The 15,937-nt window shown below is 65.7% G+C and carries 18 protein-coding genes and 1 pseudogene; 10 read left to right on the forward strand and 9 right to left on the reverse strand.

Translation table 11 applies throughout. From position 1 onward, the window contains the following. The first annotated feature begins 16 nt into the window (after positions 1 to 16). The 3 genes from HZZ16_RS10580 (at position 17) to HZZ16_RS10590 (ending at position 2,201) form a co-directional block, all read left to right on the forward strand. Entirely contained in the window at positions 17 to 508 is a 492-nt protein-coding gene (locus HZZ16_RS10580) for an Hsp20/alpha crystallin family protein (RefSeq protein WP_197948404.1), read from the forward strand. An 87-nt stretch (positions 509 to 595) separates the two neighbouring features. Next, positions 596 to 931, forward strand: coding sequence for a hypothetical protein (locus tag HZZ16_RS10585; RefSeq protein ID WP_197948405.1), 336 nt, complete (start codon positions 596 to 598; stop codon positions 929 to 931). A gap of 163 nt (positions 932 to 1,094) precedes the next feature. Continuing rightward, positions 1,095 to 2,201, forward strand: coding sequence for a trypsin-like peptidase domain-containing protein (locus HZZ16_RS10590; RefSeq protein ID WP_197948406.1), 1,107 nt, complete (start codon positions 1,095 to 1,097; stop codon positions 2,199 to 2,201). Positions 2,202 to 2,276: 75 nt separating this feature from the next. On the opposite strand, the gene HZZ16_RS10595 is transcribed toward HZZ16_RS10590, so the two are convergent. Next, positions 2,277 to 2,453 (reverse strand): hypothetical protein, encoded by a 177-nt coding sequence (locus tag HZZ16_RS10595; protein ID WP_197948407.1) that lies wholly within the window; start codon positions 2,451 to 2,453, stop codon positions 2,277 to 2,279. Further along, the gene (locus HZZ16_RS10600; protein ID WP_197948408.1) at positions 2,450 to 2,668 is read right to left on the reverse strand and encodes a hypothetical protein; all 219 of its coding nucleotides are present in this window, start codon (positions 2,666 to 2,668) and stop codon (positions 2,450 to 2,452) included. Before HZZ16_RS10600 ends, HZZ16_RS10595 begins: the two co-directional genes overlap by 4 nt. 211 nt (positions 2,669 to 2,879) lie before the next feature. Between HZZ16_RS10600 and HZZ16_RS10605 the strand changes: the two are divergent. Both HZZ16_RS10605 and HZZ16_RS10610 read left to right on the forward strand, forming a co-directional pair. Continuing rightward, positions 2,880 to 3,678 (forward strand): annotated as a pseudogene (locus HZZ16_RS10605) (fumarylacetoacetate hydrolase family protein). Between the two features lie 141 nt (positions 3,679 to 3,819). After that, complete coding sequence (locus HZZ16_RS10610) at positions 3,820 to 4,221, forward strand: hypothetical protein (RefSeq protein ID WP_197948409.1); 402 nt, start codon at positions 3,820 to 3,822, stop codon at positions 4,219 to 4,221. Positions 4,222 to 4,257: 36 nt separating this feature from the next. Here the strand turns inward: HZZ16_RS10610 and HZZ16_RS10615 are convergent, their stop codons facing one another. Together HZZ16_RS10615 and HZZ16_RS10620 are read right to left on the reverse strand one after the other, a co-directional pair. Then, positions 4,258 to 5,109, reverse strand: coding sequence for an HpcH/HpaI aldolase/citrate lyase family protein (locus tag HZZ16_RS10615; RefSeq protein WP_197948410.1), 852 nt, complete (start codon positions 5,107 to 5,109; stop codon positions 4,258 to 4,260). Beyond that, on the reverse strand, positions 5,109 to 5,612 hold the full coding sequence (locus HZZ16_RS10620) for a MaoC family dehydratase (RefSeq protein WP_376707560.1): 504 nt from the start codon (positions 5,610 to 5,612) through the stop codon (positions 5,109 to 5,111). Before HZZ16_RS10620 ends, HZZ16_RS10615 begins: the two co-directional genes overlap by 1 nt. A 96-nt stretch (positions 5,613 to 5,708) precedes the next feature. Between HZZ16_RS10620 and HZZ16_RS10625 the strand changes: the two genes are divergently transcribed. Next, a complete protein-coding gene (locus HZZ16_RS10625) occupies positions 5,709 to 6,875 on the forward strand; it encodes an acyl-CoA dehydrogenase family protein (RefSeq protein ID WP_197948412.1) in 1,167 nt (388 codons plus the stop codon). Positions 6,876 to 6,895: 20 nt separating this feature from the next. Here HZZ16_RS10625 and HZZ16_RS10630 read toward each other — a convergent pair whose 3' ends face one another. The 3 genes from HZZ16_RS10630 to HZZ16_RS10640 form a co-directional block, all read right to left on the reverse strand. Further along, a complete protein-coding gene (locus HZZ16_RS10630; protein ID WP_197948576.1) occupies positions 6,896 to 8,470 on the reverse strand; it encodes an AMP-binding protein in 1,575 nt (524 codons plus the stop codon). Positions 8,471 to 8,503: 33 nt separating this feature from the next. Continuing rightward, complete coding sequence (upp, locus tag HZZ16_RS10635) at positions 8,504 to 9,139, reverse strand: uracil phosphoribosyltransferase (protein WP_197948413.1); 636 nt, start codon at positions 9,137 to 9,139, stop codon at positions 8,504 to 8,506. Positions 9,140 to 9,208: 69 nt separating this feature from the next. Continuing rightward, on the reverse strand, positions 9,209 to 9,949 hold the full coding sequence (locus HZZ16_RS10640) for a crotonase/enoyl-CoA hydratase family protein (RefSeq protein ID WP_197948414.1): 741 nt from the start codon (positions 9,947 to 9,949) through the stop codon (positions 9,209 to 9,211). Between the two features lie 87 nt (positions 9,950 to 10,036). Between HZZ16_RS10640 and HZZ16_RS10645 the strand changes: the two genes are divergently transcribed. After that, positions 10,037 to 10,618 carry a TetR/AcrR family transcriptional regulator gene (locus HZZ16_RS10645; RefSeq protein ID WP_197948415.1) on the forward strand — a complete coding sequence of 194 codons (582 nt, stop codon included), beginning with the start codon at positions 10,037 to 10,039 and terminating at the stop codon, positions 10,616 to 10,618. 94 nt (positions 10,619 to 10,712) lie between these two features. Here the strand turns inward: HZZ16_RS10645 and HZZ16_RS10650 are convergent, their stop codons facing one another. Next, entirely contained in the window at positions 10,713 to 10,898 is a 186-nt protein-coding gene (locus HZZ16_RS10650; protein WP_197948416.1) for a hypothetical protein, read from the reverse strand. A gap of 23 nt (positions 10,899 to 10,921) precedes the next feature. Beyond that, positions 10,922 to 11,383, reverse strand: coding sequence for a hypothetical protein (locus HZZ16_RS10655; protein ID WP_197948417.1), 462 nt, complete (start codon positions 11,381 to 11,383; stop codon positions 10,922 to 10,924). Between the two features lie 502 nt (positions 11,384 to 11,885). Here HZZ16_RS10655 and HZZ16_RS10660 point away from each other — a divergent pair. The 3 genes from HZZ16_RS10660 to kdpB all read left to right on the forward strand — a co-directional run bounded on the left by HZZ16_RS10660 (position 11,886) and on the right by kdpB (position 15,933). Continuing rightward, a complete protein-coding gene (locus HZZ16_RS10660) occupies positions 11,886 to 11,975 on the forward strand; it encodes a K(+)-transporting ATPase subunit F (protein WP_035698142.1) in 90 nt (29 codons plus the stop codon). Between the two features lie 112 nt (positions 11,976 to 12,087). Continuing rightward, complete coding sequence (gene kdpA, locus HZZ16_RS10665) at positions 12,088 to 13,791, forward strand: potassium-transporting ATPase subunit KdpA (protein ID WP_197948418.1); 1,704 nt, start codon at positions 12,088 to 12,090, stop codon at positions 13,789 to 13,791. A gap of 24 nt (positions 13,792 to 13,815) precedes the next feature. Continuing rightward, entirely contained in the window at positions 13,816 to 15,933 is a 2,118-nt protein-coding gene (kdpB, locus tag HZZ16_RS10670; RefSeq protein ID WP_197948419.1) for a potassium-transporting ATPase subunit KdpB, read from the forward strand. Positions 15,934 to 15,937: the final 4 nt, after the last annotated feature.

Here is a 15,937-nt window from a genome sequence, read left to right on the forward strand (position 1 = left end):
CATGAAGGAGAGTCCCATGGCTTTTCGTGATCTCATTCCCTGGTCGAGAAACCAGGAGCTTGCGCCGGCGCGCGACAATTTCGATCCGTTCCTGACGCTTCACCGCGAGATGAACCGTCTGTTCGACGATGTCTTCCGCGGCTTCGGCGGGACTGGCCTGTCGCCGCTGATGGAAGGTCGTTTCGGCTGGCCGAAGGTCGAGCTCAGCGAGACCGACAAGACGCTGACCGTCTCGGCCGAACTTCCCGGCCTGACGGAGAAGGACGTCCAGGTCGAGATCGCCAATGGCATCCTGACCGTGCGCGGCGAGAAGAAGGCTGAGCGCAACGGCGAAGGCAGGTTCTTCACCGAGCGCTATTACGGCGCCTTCGAGCGGCAGATCCCGCTGGAGGGTGTCGAGGAGGACAAGGCCGAGGCGTCGTTCACGAACGGCGTCCTGACCGTGTCGCTGCCGAAATCGGAGAAGGCGCGCGAAGGCGTCAAGCGCATCGCGATCAATACGCATTAACATCAAGCGGGACGGCGGCGATGTGGCGCCGCCGTCTCATCATCAACGAGCCGTCCCCCTGGAAAGGAGCATGTGGGAGACCCACCGATGACCAACGTGAATACTAGTTCCGGCACTCTCAATCCGCTGTTTCATCCTGCCGCCCACTACGACTCGCCGGCCGACGTCCTGAATGCCGAGGAGCTCTCGTCGCCCGAGAAGCGCGTCATCCTGTCGTCCTGGGCATCGGACATGTACGCGGTCGAATCCTGTCCCGCCTTGCGCGAGATTCCCGGCATGAGCCACACCGTCCGGCTCGCCGACATTCTCGCCGCCTTGCGCAAGCTCGACGCCGACAACGACAATGACGACCCGCCCCGGGGCGGCGGCGTGCCGATGCGGTTGCGGCGGCCATGGGCCGCCGCAGAAGGGCAGGCGGCATGATGTTCACGCCCGCCGTCCTCGGGCTCGTGCTGCTCGGCCAGGCCGCGGCAGCCTGGACCGTCCCGCTTCTGGCCCTGCAGGGCTGGATCGTCGTGCCAGGCGACGAAGGCTGAAGCACCAAGATTCCGACTATCCCCCACAACAACGCGGCAGGGTGACGATGATGAATGCTGTGCGTCTGCTGTTCCTGGCCTTGCTGATGCTGACGCTCACGGCATCGCAGCCTGCCGCCGGCCAGATTCCGGATTTGAAGACCGGCGGCCCGGTGCCGACCCTGGCGCCGCTGGTGCGCCAGGTGACGCCGGCCGTCGTCAACATCTCCGTGCACGGCCGCGTGCGCGAGGACAACCCGCTCTATCGCGATCCGCTGTTTCGCGAATTCTTCGACGTTCCCCGGCAGATCGAGAAGGAGGTCAATGCGACCGGCTCCGGGGTGATCGTCGACGGACAGCGCGGCTATGTGCTGACCAACAATCACGTGGTCGAGGGCACCTCCGCCGTTCAGATCACGACCAAGGACGGCCGGCAGTTTTCGGCCAAGGTCATCGGCCGCGATCCGCCAACGGACGTCGCGGTGCTCCAGGTCCAGAACCCGGTCGGGCTCAAGGCGCTTCCCTTCGGCGACAGCGACGGGCTCGATGTCGGCGACTTCGTGCTCGCGATCGGCAATCCCTTCGGCCTCGGCCAGACCGTGACCTCAGGGCTCGTCAGCGCGCTGGGTCGCACCGGCCTCGGCAAGCAGGGCTATGAGGACTTCATCCAGACCGACGCGGCGATCAATCCCGGCAATTCCGGCGGCGCGCTGGTCAGCCTGCGCGGCGAGCTCGTCGGCATCAACTCGGCGATCATCTCGCCGGCGGGCGGCAACGTCGGCATCGGCTTTGCCATTCCGGTCAACATGGCGCGCAAGGTGATGGAGCAGATCATCGTGAGCGGCCGCGTCGAGCGCGGCCGCATCGGCATTTCGCTGAAGGACCTGCATCCCACGATCAACAAGGGATTGAATCAGGGCGCCGTCATCGCCGAGATCGCGGCGGATTCGCCCGCAGAGAAGGCGGGCTTGCGCAAGGGCGACATCGTGACCGGCGCCGACGACCGCCCGATCCGCACCGCCGCCCAGCTCCGCAACACGATCGGCCTGGCGCGGATCGGCGAGGACGTGAAGCTCACGCTGCTGCGCAACGGTGCGCCGTTCACCGCCACAGTGAGAGTGGCGCCCGCAGCCGCGCCGAGCAGCGCGCTCGCAGGTCCCAATCGCCTCGTCCGCTGAAACGAATGCGGAGACGAACCGCGGAAGCGGTTCGTCTCTTGCGACGGCCTGGGTCGGTGCGCGTGATCTCCCAGCTCAGGCCGCGCGGTGATCCCATCCGCCCTGCAGGTCGCGGATCAGCCGCCGCTCGCGTTCGATGCGCTGGCGATAGAGCTCGCGCTCATGCTCGCTCTTGGCGCTGGCAAGAAGCAGCTCGTAATGGCCGATGACCTTCTCGCTGCCTCGGATGAGCAGGTCGCGCTGGCTGTTCATTGCGCCATCCCCATTGCGCCAGCCGGTGTTTCGGCGGCGCGGAAACCGACGGGAAAGGTCGTGGCGGCCAGGTCATCGAGCGCCGATCGCTCCTCCGCCAGTCGTCTCTCGATGAATTGGCGCTCCAGCTGCGATAACCTGGTCTTCAGCAGGCGCCGATAGCGGTGGATGTTGTTGCGGTGCGCACGGATGCGGGCCAGATTCTCATCGAGCATCGTCGTCTCTCCAGACGGTCGCGTTAGATCCTTTGGTTGTGCGAGGACGAGAAGGTCTCTTCTCGGCGAAAAAATAGGCAAGGGGTGAACGGTGTCAAGATGTTCGAAGCCCAGGCCGCGCCCGCCCTTGTTGCTGGCGTGCCGAAGATCGACTATCAGCCAGATCGGAGCGCTTCGCGCTGCCCAAGGACAAAGGAAGGGAGCACCTGAAATGACAAAGATGTCACCGACGCGGCGGGACCTGATTGCAACTGCGGCGGCGGCCACTGCAATGTCAGTGGCCGAGGTCATACCGGCCGCAGCGCAGGCCGGACCGAAGCCGATCTTCCCCGGTGCCGATGGTCACGATCCCGATCGTCGGCGAGACTCAGGTCTTTCAGGTCCGCCGCATCTACTGCATTGGGCGGAACTATGCGGCACATGCGATCGAGCGCGGCTCGGATCCGAACCGCGAGCCGCCGTTCTTCTTCCAGAAGCCGACCGACGCGATCCAGAACGTCGCGATCGGCGAGGTTGCCGATCATCCCTATCCGTCGCTAACCAAGAACTATCATCACGAGGTCGAGTTGGTCGCCGCGCTGAAGTCCGGCGGCACCAATATCCCAGTCGATAAGGCGCTCGACCACGTCTATGGTTACGCCCTCGGCCTCGACATGACCCGGCGCGATCTCCAGAACGGCATGGCCGCCGAGAAGAAGCCGTGGGAAATCGGTAAGAGTTTTGACCACGCCGCGGTGCTCGGCCCGATTCACCCGGCGAGCAAGACCGGTCATTTCGAGAAGGGCGCGATCTCGCTCGCCGTCAACGGCACCGTGCGGCAAAACTCCGATCTCAGCAAGATGATCTGGAGCGTGGCCGAGCAGATCGCCAAGCTGTCGGAAGCGTTCGAACTGAAAGCCGGCGACATCATCTATTCCGGCACGCCGGAGAATGTCGGCCCCGTGGTGAAGGGCGACGTGCTGCTCTGCAAGCTCGAGGGCCTGCCCGACATGTCGATCAAGATCGTGTAGCGGCTACGCCGCCGCAACCGTCAGTGGCGGCGGAGCCTTGCCTGGCCGGGTTCCGGGCGCGATTGCCTTTTGTTGGCCGGCAAGCGAACCTCGTGTGGCCATATTTGAGCAGGAGTGATCCTTCGCGAGGGAGGCGCTCCGATGAACAAGGCACTGATCACTGCTGTCACAATGCTGGCCTGCGTGCCCGCGAGCGCGCTCGCGCAGGAGCGCGCGGGCGATGCCGCGCTCGGCGCGGTCTCGGGTGCGGTCGTGCTGGGCCCGGTCGGCGCGGTCGCCGGAGCCTTGATCGGCTACACGGCCGGACCCTCGATCGCCCGTTCCTGGGGCCTGAGAGGCTCGCAGTCGGCAAGGCACCGGCAGCCGCCGCCGCGTCGCGCCGCCGCGACCGGCAGTCCGTCGCGCACGCGCGAGGCGATGGCCGCCAACGGTCAGATGAGAGCTGCCGGCAATCCGGCCCCGCCGGTCCAGGCTCCGCCGGTTCAAGCCGCGCCTGCCGCGCCGGCGCATTCCTCGGCACCGCCTGTTCAGGGATTCGACTGAGGCCAGCAGCCGGCCCGACGCGGCTTGCGTCCGGCTCTAGGACTGGCCGAGAATCTTCTTCGCCGCGCGGAGGTGCGGCTTGTCGATCATCTGGCCGTCGAGCCGCAGCGTGCCGGAATCGGGATTGCTCGCGAACGCCGCGATCACCTTCTCCGCCCAGGCGCGCTCGGCCTCCGTCGGCGCGAACGCCGCGTTGACGATGTCGACATGCTTGGGGTGGATCAGCGCCTTGGCCGAAAAACCGTCGCGCCGCGCCGCGCGCGTTTCGGCTTCGAGGCCGGCGAGATTGTCGATGTCGGTGTAAACCGTGTCGATCGGCGCGACCTCGGCTGCGGCCGCCGCCATCAGGCAGAGATCGCGCGCCAGGAGATAGGGGCTGTGGAACACGCCGCCGCTCGCTTTCTCGGTGGCGCCGAGCGAGGCGGAGAGATCTTCCGCGCCCCACATCAGGCCGGCGAGGCGAGGCGAGCAGCCCTTGTAGCTGCCGAGCCCGAAGATCGAGCCGGCGGTCTCTGTCGCGACGCAGACGATGCGGGTCGCGCCGATCGCGATGCCGGACGCCGCTTCCAAAGCTTCGAGCCACGTCGCGACCTGACGCACGTCCTCGCCGCCTTGCGATTTCGGCAGCACGATGCCGTCAGGCCTGCCCGGCATCACCGCAGCGAGATCGGCCAGCGTCAGGCCGGTGTCGAGCGCGTTGACGCGAACGTAGAGCTGATGCGGATCGGGGCGGCTCTTCAGCATTGAAAGCGTGAGCTCACGCGCTTCCGGCTTCTTCTCGGTGACGACGGAATCCTCGAGATCGATGATCAGCGCGTCGGCCTTGCCTTCGCTCGCCTTCTCGAATTTGCGCGGGGAATCGCCCGGCACGAACAGCATTGAACGCATCAGACCGGCCTCTTGTGCATCATCGCCATGCGGCGGCATTTGCCGACGATCTCGTCGTTCTGGTTCAGAGCATGATGCTCGAACTCGACGATGCCGGCCCTGGGTCGCGATCTGGATTCCCGCACCGAGAGCACCTTTGTCGTCGCCCGCAACGTGTCGCCATGGAAGACCGGCTTTGGAAAGCTGACGTCGGTCATGCCGAGATTGGCGACGGTGGTGCCCAGGGTCGTATCATAGACTGTCATGCCGATCATGATGCCGAGGGTGTAAAGGCTGTTGAAAATGCGCTGGCCGAACTCGGTCTTCTCGGCGAAATGCGCGTCGATGTGCAGCGGCTGCGGGTTGAGCGTCAGCAGGCTGAACATGGTGTTGTCCATCTCCGTGACGGTCCGGGTCAGCGGATGCCTGAACTCCTGGCCCACGGAAAAGTCCTCGAAATAAAGTCCGGCCATCGCGGTTTCCTCCCTGCGAAATAACGGCGCGCGCGTCACGTCGCGCCGCATGACCCCATGCATGGTAGACACACTTCGCGGGCAAATTCACGTATCTGCCTGCAGTTTTTCGAGCTAAAGAACGCTTGGCCAAGGGAGGTCAAGACCATGGATTTCGCGCTCACCGATCAGCAGGAAGCCATTCGCGACGCCATCGCCAAGATCTGCGAAGGCTTTCCCGACGCCTATTGGCTGAAGAAGGACCACGACGGCGGCTTCCCTCACGACTTCCACAAGGCCTTAGCGGATGCCGGCTGGCTCGGGATCTGCGTGCCGGAGGAATATGGCGGCTCCGGGCTCGGCATCACGGAAGCTGCGATCATGATGCGCACCATCGCCGAGTCGGGTGCCGGCATGTCCGGTGCCTCGGCGGTGCACATCAACGTGTTCGGGCTCAACCCCGTCGTCGTGTTCGGCACCGAGGAGCAGCGCAGGCGCATGCTGCCGCCGATGGTCGAGGGCCGCGAGAAGGCGTGCTTCGCGGTCACCGAGCCGAACACCGGCCTCAACACCACCCAGCTCAAGACCCGCGCGGTCGCCAAGAACGACCGCTACATTGTCAATGGTCAGAAGGTGTGGATCTCGACCGCGCAGGTCGCGCACAAGATCTTGCTGCTGGCGCGCACCACGCCGCTGGAAGAGGTGCGCTCGCCCACCCACGGCCTCAGCCTGTTCTACACCGATTTCGACCGCAACAGGATCAAGGTCCACGAGATCGAGAAGATGGGCCGCAAGATCGTCGATTCCAACGAGCTGTTCTTCGAGGACTTCGAAATCCCGATGGAAGATCGGATCGGCGAGGAGGGCAAAGGCTTCGAATATATCCTCGAAGGCATGAATCCGGAGCGCATTCTCATCGCCGCCGAGGCGGTCGGTCTCGGCAAGCTCGCGCTGGCGCGCGCGACCGAATACGCCAAGACGCGCGTCGTGTTCAACCGCCCCATCGGCAAGAACCAAGGCATCCAGCATCCGCTCGCGGTGAACTGGGTCGAGCTCGAGGCGGCCTGGCTGATGGTGATGTCGGCGGCCTGGCAATACGACAAGGGCATGCCCTGCGGCGCCGCGGCCAATGCCGCAAAATATCTGGCGGGCGAAGCGGGCTTCTCGGCCTGCGAGCAGGCGGTGATGACCCATGGCGGCTTCGGCTACGCCAAGGAATTCCACGTCGAGCGCTATTTGCGCGAGGTATTGATCCCGCGCATCGCGCCGGTCAGCCCGCAGCTCGCGCTCAGCTTCATCGCGGAGAAGGTGCTGGGGCTCGCCAAATCGTATTGAAGAAGTCGTACTGAGCGAGTCTATTCAGCGGCGATCCGCTCCATCGCCATGGCGCGAAGCCTGGCGCGCTGGATCTTCACGCCGTTGGCACTGTCGGTGACGGGAAAGGCGTCCACGAGATAGATCCGCGCCGGCAGCTTGTAGCCGGCGAGCCGCTCTCGGAGATGTGCGATCAGCGTCTCCTGCATTGGCGGCTCCGTTGTCGGGATCACGAAGGCGACGCAGCGCGCCTGCCCCTTGAGATCGACTGCAACGACCTGAGCGTCGGCGACCCCGGTGCAGGATTTGAGCTCGTCCTCGATCTCCCCGGGCGCGACCAGGAAGCCGCCGAGGCGCATCGCATCGCCGGCGCGGGTCTCGTAGACGAAGGATCCGTCGCCGCGCAGCCGGCCGATGTCGCCGGTGCGGAAGAAGCCGTCGGCGGTGATCGCCTCGCGCGTCGCCTCCGGGTTGTTGAAATAGCCGAGGAAGCGCGAGGGTGCGCTGATCTCGATCTCGCCGGAGATGCCGCTGGCGGCGAGCGCGCCCGTCTCGACATCGCGCACGCGGACTTTCGCCTCCGGCGACATCGGCGAGCCGCCGCCCTCGATCCGATCGGCAAAGGCATCACTGGGGCGGCCCATCGAGAACAGCGCCTGCACCTCGCTCGAACCGTAGAGGCCGAACAGCTTCACGCCGCGCGCCTCGGCCTCCGCGGCCAGCTCGCGCCAGCCGGGCTGGAACGCGGCGAAGCCGCAGACTTCGAGATGTGGAAATGGGTGTGGCGCATCGGTGAGGCCGAGGATGCGCCGGAACATCTCGTCCGAACCGAAGCAATGCGTAATCCGTTGCGTGCTGAGGGTCTTCAGGGCCGGCGCTGCCTCGAAGGCATCGAGCACATGGATGGTCGCGCCGGCTGCGAGGAAACCGAGCAGGCTCGTCATGCCAAAGGTGCCGCAGAACGGCAGCATGGCCAGCAGCGAATGACGGTGGTGATCGAGCTGGAGCGCGCGGGCGATGGATGCGGCATGCGTCGCCAGCGTCGCTTGCGAATGCGCGACCAGCTTCGGCCCCTTGGTCGTGCCCGATGTGGTGTAGAGCAGCACAGGCAGGTCGACCTCATCCTGGGACGGCGGAGCCGGCGGGTAGGGCGTCTCGAACGCATCGAACCGCACGCAGGGCCAGCGTGCCGGGATCGCATCCGCGCCGACCACGGCAAGCCGTTGCAGCGCGGGCACCTCGGCCTCGGTGACATCGGCGAGGATGGCGGCGAAGTCGATCGCGCGGAATGCCGCTTCGACCACCACGAGCTTCGCGCCTGACAGCTTGAGCAGGTGCGCGACTTCCGCGCTGCGGTAGCGGGTATTGACGGCGGCGACGACCGCGCCAAGCTGTGCGGCGGCGAACAGCAGTGCGAGCCATTCGATCCGGTTGACCAGCCAGACCGCAACGACGTCGCCCTTGCCGATGCCTTGCGCCGCGAGCCAGGCGGCTGTCTGCTCGACCTTTACCGAGAATTCCGCGCGAGAGACGGCCTTGCCGCCGAATACCAAGGCAGGATCGGCGGCGGCCTTGATCCGGAGCAGCGATTGCAGCGAAACGTCGTTGGCGCTCATGGCCATCGGACTAACCCGGTCGCGCAAGCCTGTCTACTTGGTGCCGAACATCCGGTCGCCGGCGTCGCCCAGTCCAGGCACGATATAGCCGTGGTCGTTGAGCCGCTCGTCGATCGCAGCGGTCCAGATCGGCACGTCGGGATGCTCGCTCTGGAACTGGGCGATGCCCTCAGGGGCGGCCAGCAGACAGACGAAGCGGATGTCGCGGGCGCCACGCGCCTTGAGCAGGGACGCACCGGCGCAGGCCGAGTTGCCGGTCGCCAGCATCGGATCCATCAGGATCACGGTGCGGTCGGACAGGTCCTGCGGCGCCTTGAAGTAATATTCCACGGCCTGCAGCGTCTCGGGGTCGCGGTAGAGCCCGATATGGGCAATGCGTGCCGAGGGCATCAGTGCCAGCATGCCGTCGAGGAAGCCGACGCCGGCGCGCAGGATCGGCGCCAGCGTGAGCTTCTTGCCAGCGATCTTGGGCGCCCGCATCGGCGCGATCGGCGTCTCGATCTCGACCAGCTCCAGCGGCAGGTCGCGCGTCACCTCGTAGCAGAGCAGCATCCCGATCTCGTTCAGGATCTCGCGAAAGCTCTTGGTCGAGCGGTCCTTCTCCCGCATCAGGGAGAGCTTGTGCTGGACCAGGGGGTGGGCGACGACGTTGACGTTGCTGGTGCTCATGAAACCGCTCTACACGGTTCCGTGAAACTGCGCCAGATCGGGCCGGCCTTTTCCGCGGGACAGCCGGCCTCAACCGGGTAGCGCAACCGCGCTGCGCGCTCGGTTGCTTGCTTCAAAGGCAGCCATGGTCAGCTCGCGATCGATCGCTGCTCGCATGGCGTCCATGGCACCCTGGCGCAGGCGCCGCTTTGCGGTGGCATGCGACGGCTTGTGGATGGCGCGCAGGCCGGTGATGATCGTCTCGATCGTGGTGTCGACCATCTCCGGTGCAACCACGCGATCGAGAAAGCCGGCTGCCTGCGCCTCCTCGGGCTCGTACATCTCGCCCAGCGTGGCGGTACGGCTGAGCCAGGCCGGATGCAGCCGGCTGCGCGCGAGCTCGATGGCAAAGCTGGGCGGCGCGATGCCGATCGCCACCTCGTTCAGCCCCATGCGATGCGGTCCGCGCGCGCCCAGCCTGACGTCGCAGGCGAGCAGCAGGAACGTCCCCATCGGATAAGCATGGCCCTCCATCACGCCGATGGTCGGGTGCGGAAACGACATCAGCCGCAGCGCTAGCTCGGCGCCGGCCCGGACCATCTCGAGGCTCTTGGCGGCATCGCCCGAGGCGAACACTTTCAGGTCGAAGCCGGCGGAAAAGATGCCCGGCCGCGCCGAGCGCAGCACCACGATCTCTGCCTCCGTCTCGGCGCGGTCGAAGGCGGCGCCGATCTCGTCCAGCATCGCGGCCGACATCACGTTGACCTTGCCGTCGTCGAGCCCGATCCGCGCCACGCCGTCGTTCAGCTCATAGGTCACTCTCTCTGGCATCTGCCTCTCCCCGTTAATCGTCATGTCTTGACTGTCGGAGGCTGATGTAGACCAATCAATATAATTTCTGACCCAAAGGAGAGTGCCATGCCGGCCGTGCCGAAGCACCGTCAGCCCATCATCAATGCCGCGGTGACGCTATTCCGCCGCCAGGGATTTGCCCGCACCGGCCTCAACGACATCGTCGACGTCAGCGGCGCGCCGAAGGGGTCGCTCTATCACTACTTTCCGGATGGCAAATCCTCGATCGCGGTGGCGGCGGTGGAGGAGGCGGGCCGCCGCGTCGCGGCGACGGTCGCCGAGCTCGCGGCAGAGTGCGGCTCGACCGGCGAGCTCCTGCGCGCGCACGCAAGGCTGCTGGCAGGGTGGATGCAGGGCTCCGGCTTCCGCAATGGCTGCCCGATCACGACCGTGCTGCTCGAGCTCGCGCCGCGCGAGCGGGCCGTGTCGGAGGCCGGTCGCAAGGCCTATGCGGCGCGGCTATCGATCCTGCGCGACAAGCTGGTTGCCGACGGGTTTGCCAGGCCGCGGGCGGAGGCGCTGGCCGTGCTCTGCACGTCGGCGCTCCAGGGCGCGCTGATCCAGGCCCGCATCGAACGCAGCGGCCGGCCGATCGAGGTCACCGCGTCGGAGCTGGCGCGACTGATCGAGGCGGAGGTGAGGCGCTAGACCCCGAGGCCGGGTTCGCAATCACACGCGCGTGCCGAGCAGCAATGCGCCGATCCGCGCGGTCAGGATGACGATCTTGAGTCCGACCATGCCGTTATCTCGCAAGGCACAGGATTGCTGTCCTCAGCGCGATCAGCGCGGTGAGCACGCTGCCCATCGACAGCATGGCCAGCCCATGCAGGGCGATGCGCCCGAGCCGAGCTTTGCGCAGCTTCGATATGCGCGACTGCTGTTCAGCCGTCAGACGGGGTCGTTCAAAGCCGAGAATCGGCGCCAGCATTTCTCGTGTCCCTTCAGATGCGTCTAGCGGGGATTGTGGCAAGCGACCGGCTCGTAAAGCGGATCCAGCATCGGGCGGACGGAAGGAACGCTCGGCCGCGATACGTCGGCCGTCAGTGCCCGCACCTCGAGGAACGCCGACAGCAGGGCGAGTGCGAGGTCGGCATGGCGCGCCTCGACCGCGGCATCCAGCCAGTCCGGCAGCTCGCGCTCGCGCGACAGCGCGCAATGCCACTCGCCGTCATCGTAGGCGATGCGCCGGACCTGCCACATCGGCAGCTCCAGCTCCATCAGGACCAGCGCGGCATCGGCCCATGCCTCGACATCGACCAGGTGCGTGAGGCGCGCGGTGCGCTTGTCTCCGAGTGAGGGGATGCGCCGGCAGGCGCGTCCGATGATGTCGAGCATCAGCGGCCGCGTCATCGCATGCGCCTTGCGCAGCCGCTCGGCAAGCGAGGGGAGATCGAGCGAGAGAGCGGCGATCATGTCAGGCCTCCTGGAATTGGCGTCGGTCAGTCGGCCGGCCTCGCCAAGATGGCGGGAAGAGCATTTGAAAACGAGAGAGGGATCGAGCGAGAGATATAGGGATTCCATAAGTACTGGAGGCGCGATGTGCTGCCTACTTCGCAACCGTCATCCCGGCTCGGCGCGCGCCTAAGGGCGCGCTTGTCAGGACGACCGCGAGGGCGCCTTGCGCGCGTCGTCTCATGGCATGACCGGCCTTTATAAGATTCCTATAACGTCGCCATAGGTCTCATCTCGAAAACCTATGGGCGCGGTGGCACCTCAGCGCGGTGAAGTTCCCGGCCGCGCGGCGCTCGATCGCAGCAAGCGGCCGGCCGTGATCCAGAGACGGGCTATGCCGGACATCGTCTCTCCTAAGGAGTATCGCCATGATGGATCTTCTGATGCTGGCGCTGGGTTTCTTCTTCTTTGCCCTCGCGATCGGCTACACCTATGCCTGCGAACGGCTGTGATGGAGCGGACCATGATCTTCGATTATGCGCTCGCCGGCGCCGTCTCGTTCGGCCTCCTGATCTATCTCACCTATGCGCTGCTGCGGCCCGAGAGGTTCTGACCCGTGCTGCTGCTTCTCGAATTGCTGCTGGCCGACGCTACGCTCGTCGCCGGCCTGCTCGCGCTGCTCCTGCCGCTCTTGCGCCGGACCAAAAGCCTGAAGGGTTAATGCCATGACTGTGATCGGTTGGTTCCAGATCATTCTTTATTGCGCGATCGTGGTCGCGCTGACCAAGCCGCTCGGCTGGTACATGACACGCGTATTCAACGGCGAGCGCACCTTCCTCTCGCCTGTCCTGCGCCCGATCGAGGCCGGTATCTATTGGATCTCCGGCGTCGACGAGAAGCGCGAGCAGCATTGGCTGACCTACACGGTCGCCATGCTGCTGTTCCATGTCGGCGGCTTCCTCATCATCTACGGCGTGATGCGGCTGCAGGCCGTGCTGCCGTTCAATCCGGCCGGGCAATCCGCGGTTGCCGAGGATCTGTCCTTCAACACCGCGATCTCCTTCATCACCAACACCAACTGGCAGAACTACGGCGGCGAGGGCACGCTGTCCTATCTGACCCAGATGGTCGGCCTGACGCACCAGAATTTCCTATCGGCGGCGACCGGCATCGTACTGGCCGTTGCCCTGATCCGCGGCTTTGCCCGCGCGTCCATGCGCACGATCGGCAACTTCTGGGTCGATGTCACCCGCTGCACGCTCTACATCCTGCTGCCGATCAGCGTCGTGTTCACGCTGTTCCTGGTCTGGCAGGGCATGCCGCAAACGCTCGGAGACTATGTCGAAGCGACCACGCTCGAGGGCGCCAAGCAGACCATCGCGGTCGGCCCGGTCGCCTCGCAGGTCGCGATCAAGATGCTGGGGACCAATGGCGGCGGCTTCTTCAATGCCAATGCCGCGCATCCCTTCGAGAACCCGACCGCGCTGTCGAACTTCGTGCAGATGCTGTCGATCTTCGCGCTCGGCGCGGCGCTCGCCAACGTGTTCGGCCGCATGGTCGGCAACCAGCGCCAGGGCTGGGCGATTCTCGCCGTGATGGGCGTGCTGTTCGTCGCAGGCGTCGCCGTTTGCTATTGGGCTGAAGCCAGCGGCAGCACGACCATGCATGCGCTCGGCCTGACCGGCGGCAACATGGAGGGCAAGGAAGTCCGCTTCGGCATCGTTGCGTCCTCGCTGTTCGCCGTGATCACTACCGCCGCGTCATGCGGTGCGGTGAACGCCATGCATGACAGCTTCACCGCGCTCGGCGGCATGATCCCGCTGATCAACATGGAGCTCGGGGAGATCATCGTCGGCGGCGTCGGCGCAGGCATGTACGGCATGCTGCTGTTCGTCATCCTTGCCATCTTCGTTGCAGGCCTGATGGTTGGCCGCACGCCGGAATATGTCGGCAAGAAGATCGAGGCGCGCGAGGTCAAGATGGCGATGCTCGCCATTCTCGTCCTGCCGCTGATGATTCTCGGCTGGGCCGCCGTGGCCGTGGTCTACCCTGCGGCAGTCGCCTCGATGGCGAATGCCGGACCGCACGGCTTCACCGAAGTGCTGTACGCCTTCACCTCGGCGACGGCCAACAACGGCTCGGCCTTCGCGGGGCTCACCGGCAACACCTTCTTCTACAATCTCACGCTCGCCAGCGCGATGTTCGTCGGTCGCTTCTTCATGATCGTTCCGGCCATGGCGATCGCGGGCTCGCTCGCGGCCAAGAAGTCGATTCCGCCGTCGATGGGCACGTTCCCGACCACTGGCGGCCTGTTCGTCGGCCTCGTCGTCGGCATCATCCTGATCATGGGCGGCCTCACCTTCTTCCCGGCGCTTGCCCTCGGCCCCATCGTCGAGCACCTCGCGATGAACGCCGGCAACGTCTTCTGATCGAGCTCTTTCGGAGTGACCTCCATGGAACCAGTTTCTAAACCCAACAAGCGCATGCCGGTCTCGGCGATGCTGGACCCCAAGATCGTGGTGCCCGCGATCGGCGCGGCCTTCACCAAGCTCGATCCGCGCGCCATGATCAAGAACCCCGTGATGTTCGTGGTCGAGATCGTGGCCGCGCTCACCACCGTGATCTTCCTGCGCGATCTCGTCACCGGCGGGGAGAATCTCGCCTTCACCTTCCAGATCATCCTCTGGCTGTGGTTCACCGTGCTGTTCGCCAATTTCGCCGAAGCCGTGGCCGAGGGAAGGGGCAAGGCGCAGGCCGAGACGCTGCGCAAGACCCGCACCGAGAGCCAGGCCAAGCTCCTCAGCGGCGCGGGCCGCGACTACAAGCTCGTCTCGGGCACGAGCCTGAAGGTCGGCGACCTCGTGCTGGTCGAGGCGGGCGATACCATTCCGTCCGACGGCGAGGTGATTGAAGGCGTGGCCTCGGTCAACGAGGCCGCCATCACCGGCGAGTCCGCGCCCGTGATCCGCGAGTCCGGCGGCGACCGTTCGGCGGTGACGGGCGGCACGCAGGTGCTGTCGGACTGGATCCGCGTCCGCATCACGGCAGCCCAGGGCTCGACCTTCATCGACCGCATGATCAAGCTGGTCGAGGGCGCGGAGCGGCAGAAGACGCCGAACGAGATCGCGCTCAACATCCTGCTCGCCGGCCTCACCATCATCTTCGTGTTCGCCACGGTGACGATCCCGAGCTATGCGGCCTATGCCGGCGGCTCGATCTCGGTGATTGTGCTGGTGGCTCTCTTCGTGACGCTGATCCCGTCCACGATCGGCGCGCTCTTGTCGGCCATCGGCATCGCCGGCATGGACCGCCTGGTGCGCTTCAACGTGCTGGCGATGTCGGGCCGCGCGGTCGAAGCCGCCGGCGACGTCGACACGCTGCTGCTCGACAAGACCGGCACCATCACGCTCGGCAACCGGCAGGCGACCGCCTTCCGTCCCGTGCGCGGCGTCACCGAGCAGGAGCTGGCGGATGCCGCCCAGCTCGCCTCGCTGGCGGACGAGACGCCGGAAGGCCGCTCCATCGTCGTGCTGGCGAAGGAGAAGTACGGCATCCGCAGTCGCGACATGGCCGAACTGGGCGCGACCTTCGTTCCGTTCACCGCGCAGACCCGCATGAGCGGCGTCGACGCCGGCGGCTCATCCGTGCGCAAGGGCGCGGTCGATGCCATCCTCAATTATATCGGCGGCGGCGCGCCGACCGCGATCTCCTCCGGGAATGCGGCACGGGCGATGCAGCCCGCGGCACTGTCCGAGGCGGGCCGCGAGATCAGCGCCATTGCTGACGAGGTCTCCAAATCGGGCGGCACGCCGCTGGCTGTCGCGAAGGACGGCAAGCTGCTCGGCATCGTCCAGCTCAAGGACATCGTCAAAGGCGGCATCCGCGAACGCTTTGCCGAACTCCGCCGCATGGGCATCCGCACCATCATGATCACCGGCGACAATCCGATGACGGCCGCTGCCATCGCGGCCGAGGCCGGCGTCGACGATTTCCTGGCGCAGGCAACGCCCGAGGACAAGCTCAAGCTGATCCGCGACGAGCAGGCCAAGGGCAAGCTGGTGGCGATGTGCGGCGACGGCACCAACGACGCGCCCGCGCTCGCCCAGGCCGACGTCGGCGTCGCCATGAACACCGGCACTCAGGCCGCCCGCGAGGCCGGCAACATGGTCGACCTCGACTCCAACCCGACCAAGCTGATCGAGGTGGTCGAGATCGGCAAGCAGCTCTTGATGACGCGCGGTGCGCTGACGACGTTCTCGATCGCCAACGACGTCGCCAAGTATTTTGCGATCATTCCGGCGATGTTCCTGGCGTTCTACCCGCAGCTTGGCGTGATCAACGTCATGAACCTGTCTAGCCCGCAGAGCGCCATCCTGTCGGCGATCATCTTCAACGCGCTCGTCATCATCGCGCTGATCCCGCTGGCGCTGAAGGGCGTCTCCTATCGCGCCGTCGGTGCCGGCGCGCTGCTCCGCCGCAACCTCCTGATCTACGGGCTCGGGGGCATCGTCATTCCCTTCGTCGGCATCAAGGCGATCGACCTCGTCGTGACCGCGTTGCACTTGGCTTGAATTC

It is taken from the genome of Bradyrhizobium glycinis (assembly GCF_016031655.1).
GTDB lineage: Bacteria > Pseudomonadota > Alphaproteobacteria > Rhizobiales > Xanthobacteraceae > Bradyrhizobium > Bradyrhizobium glycinis.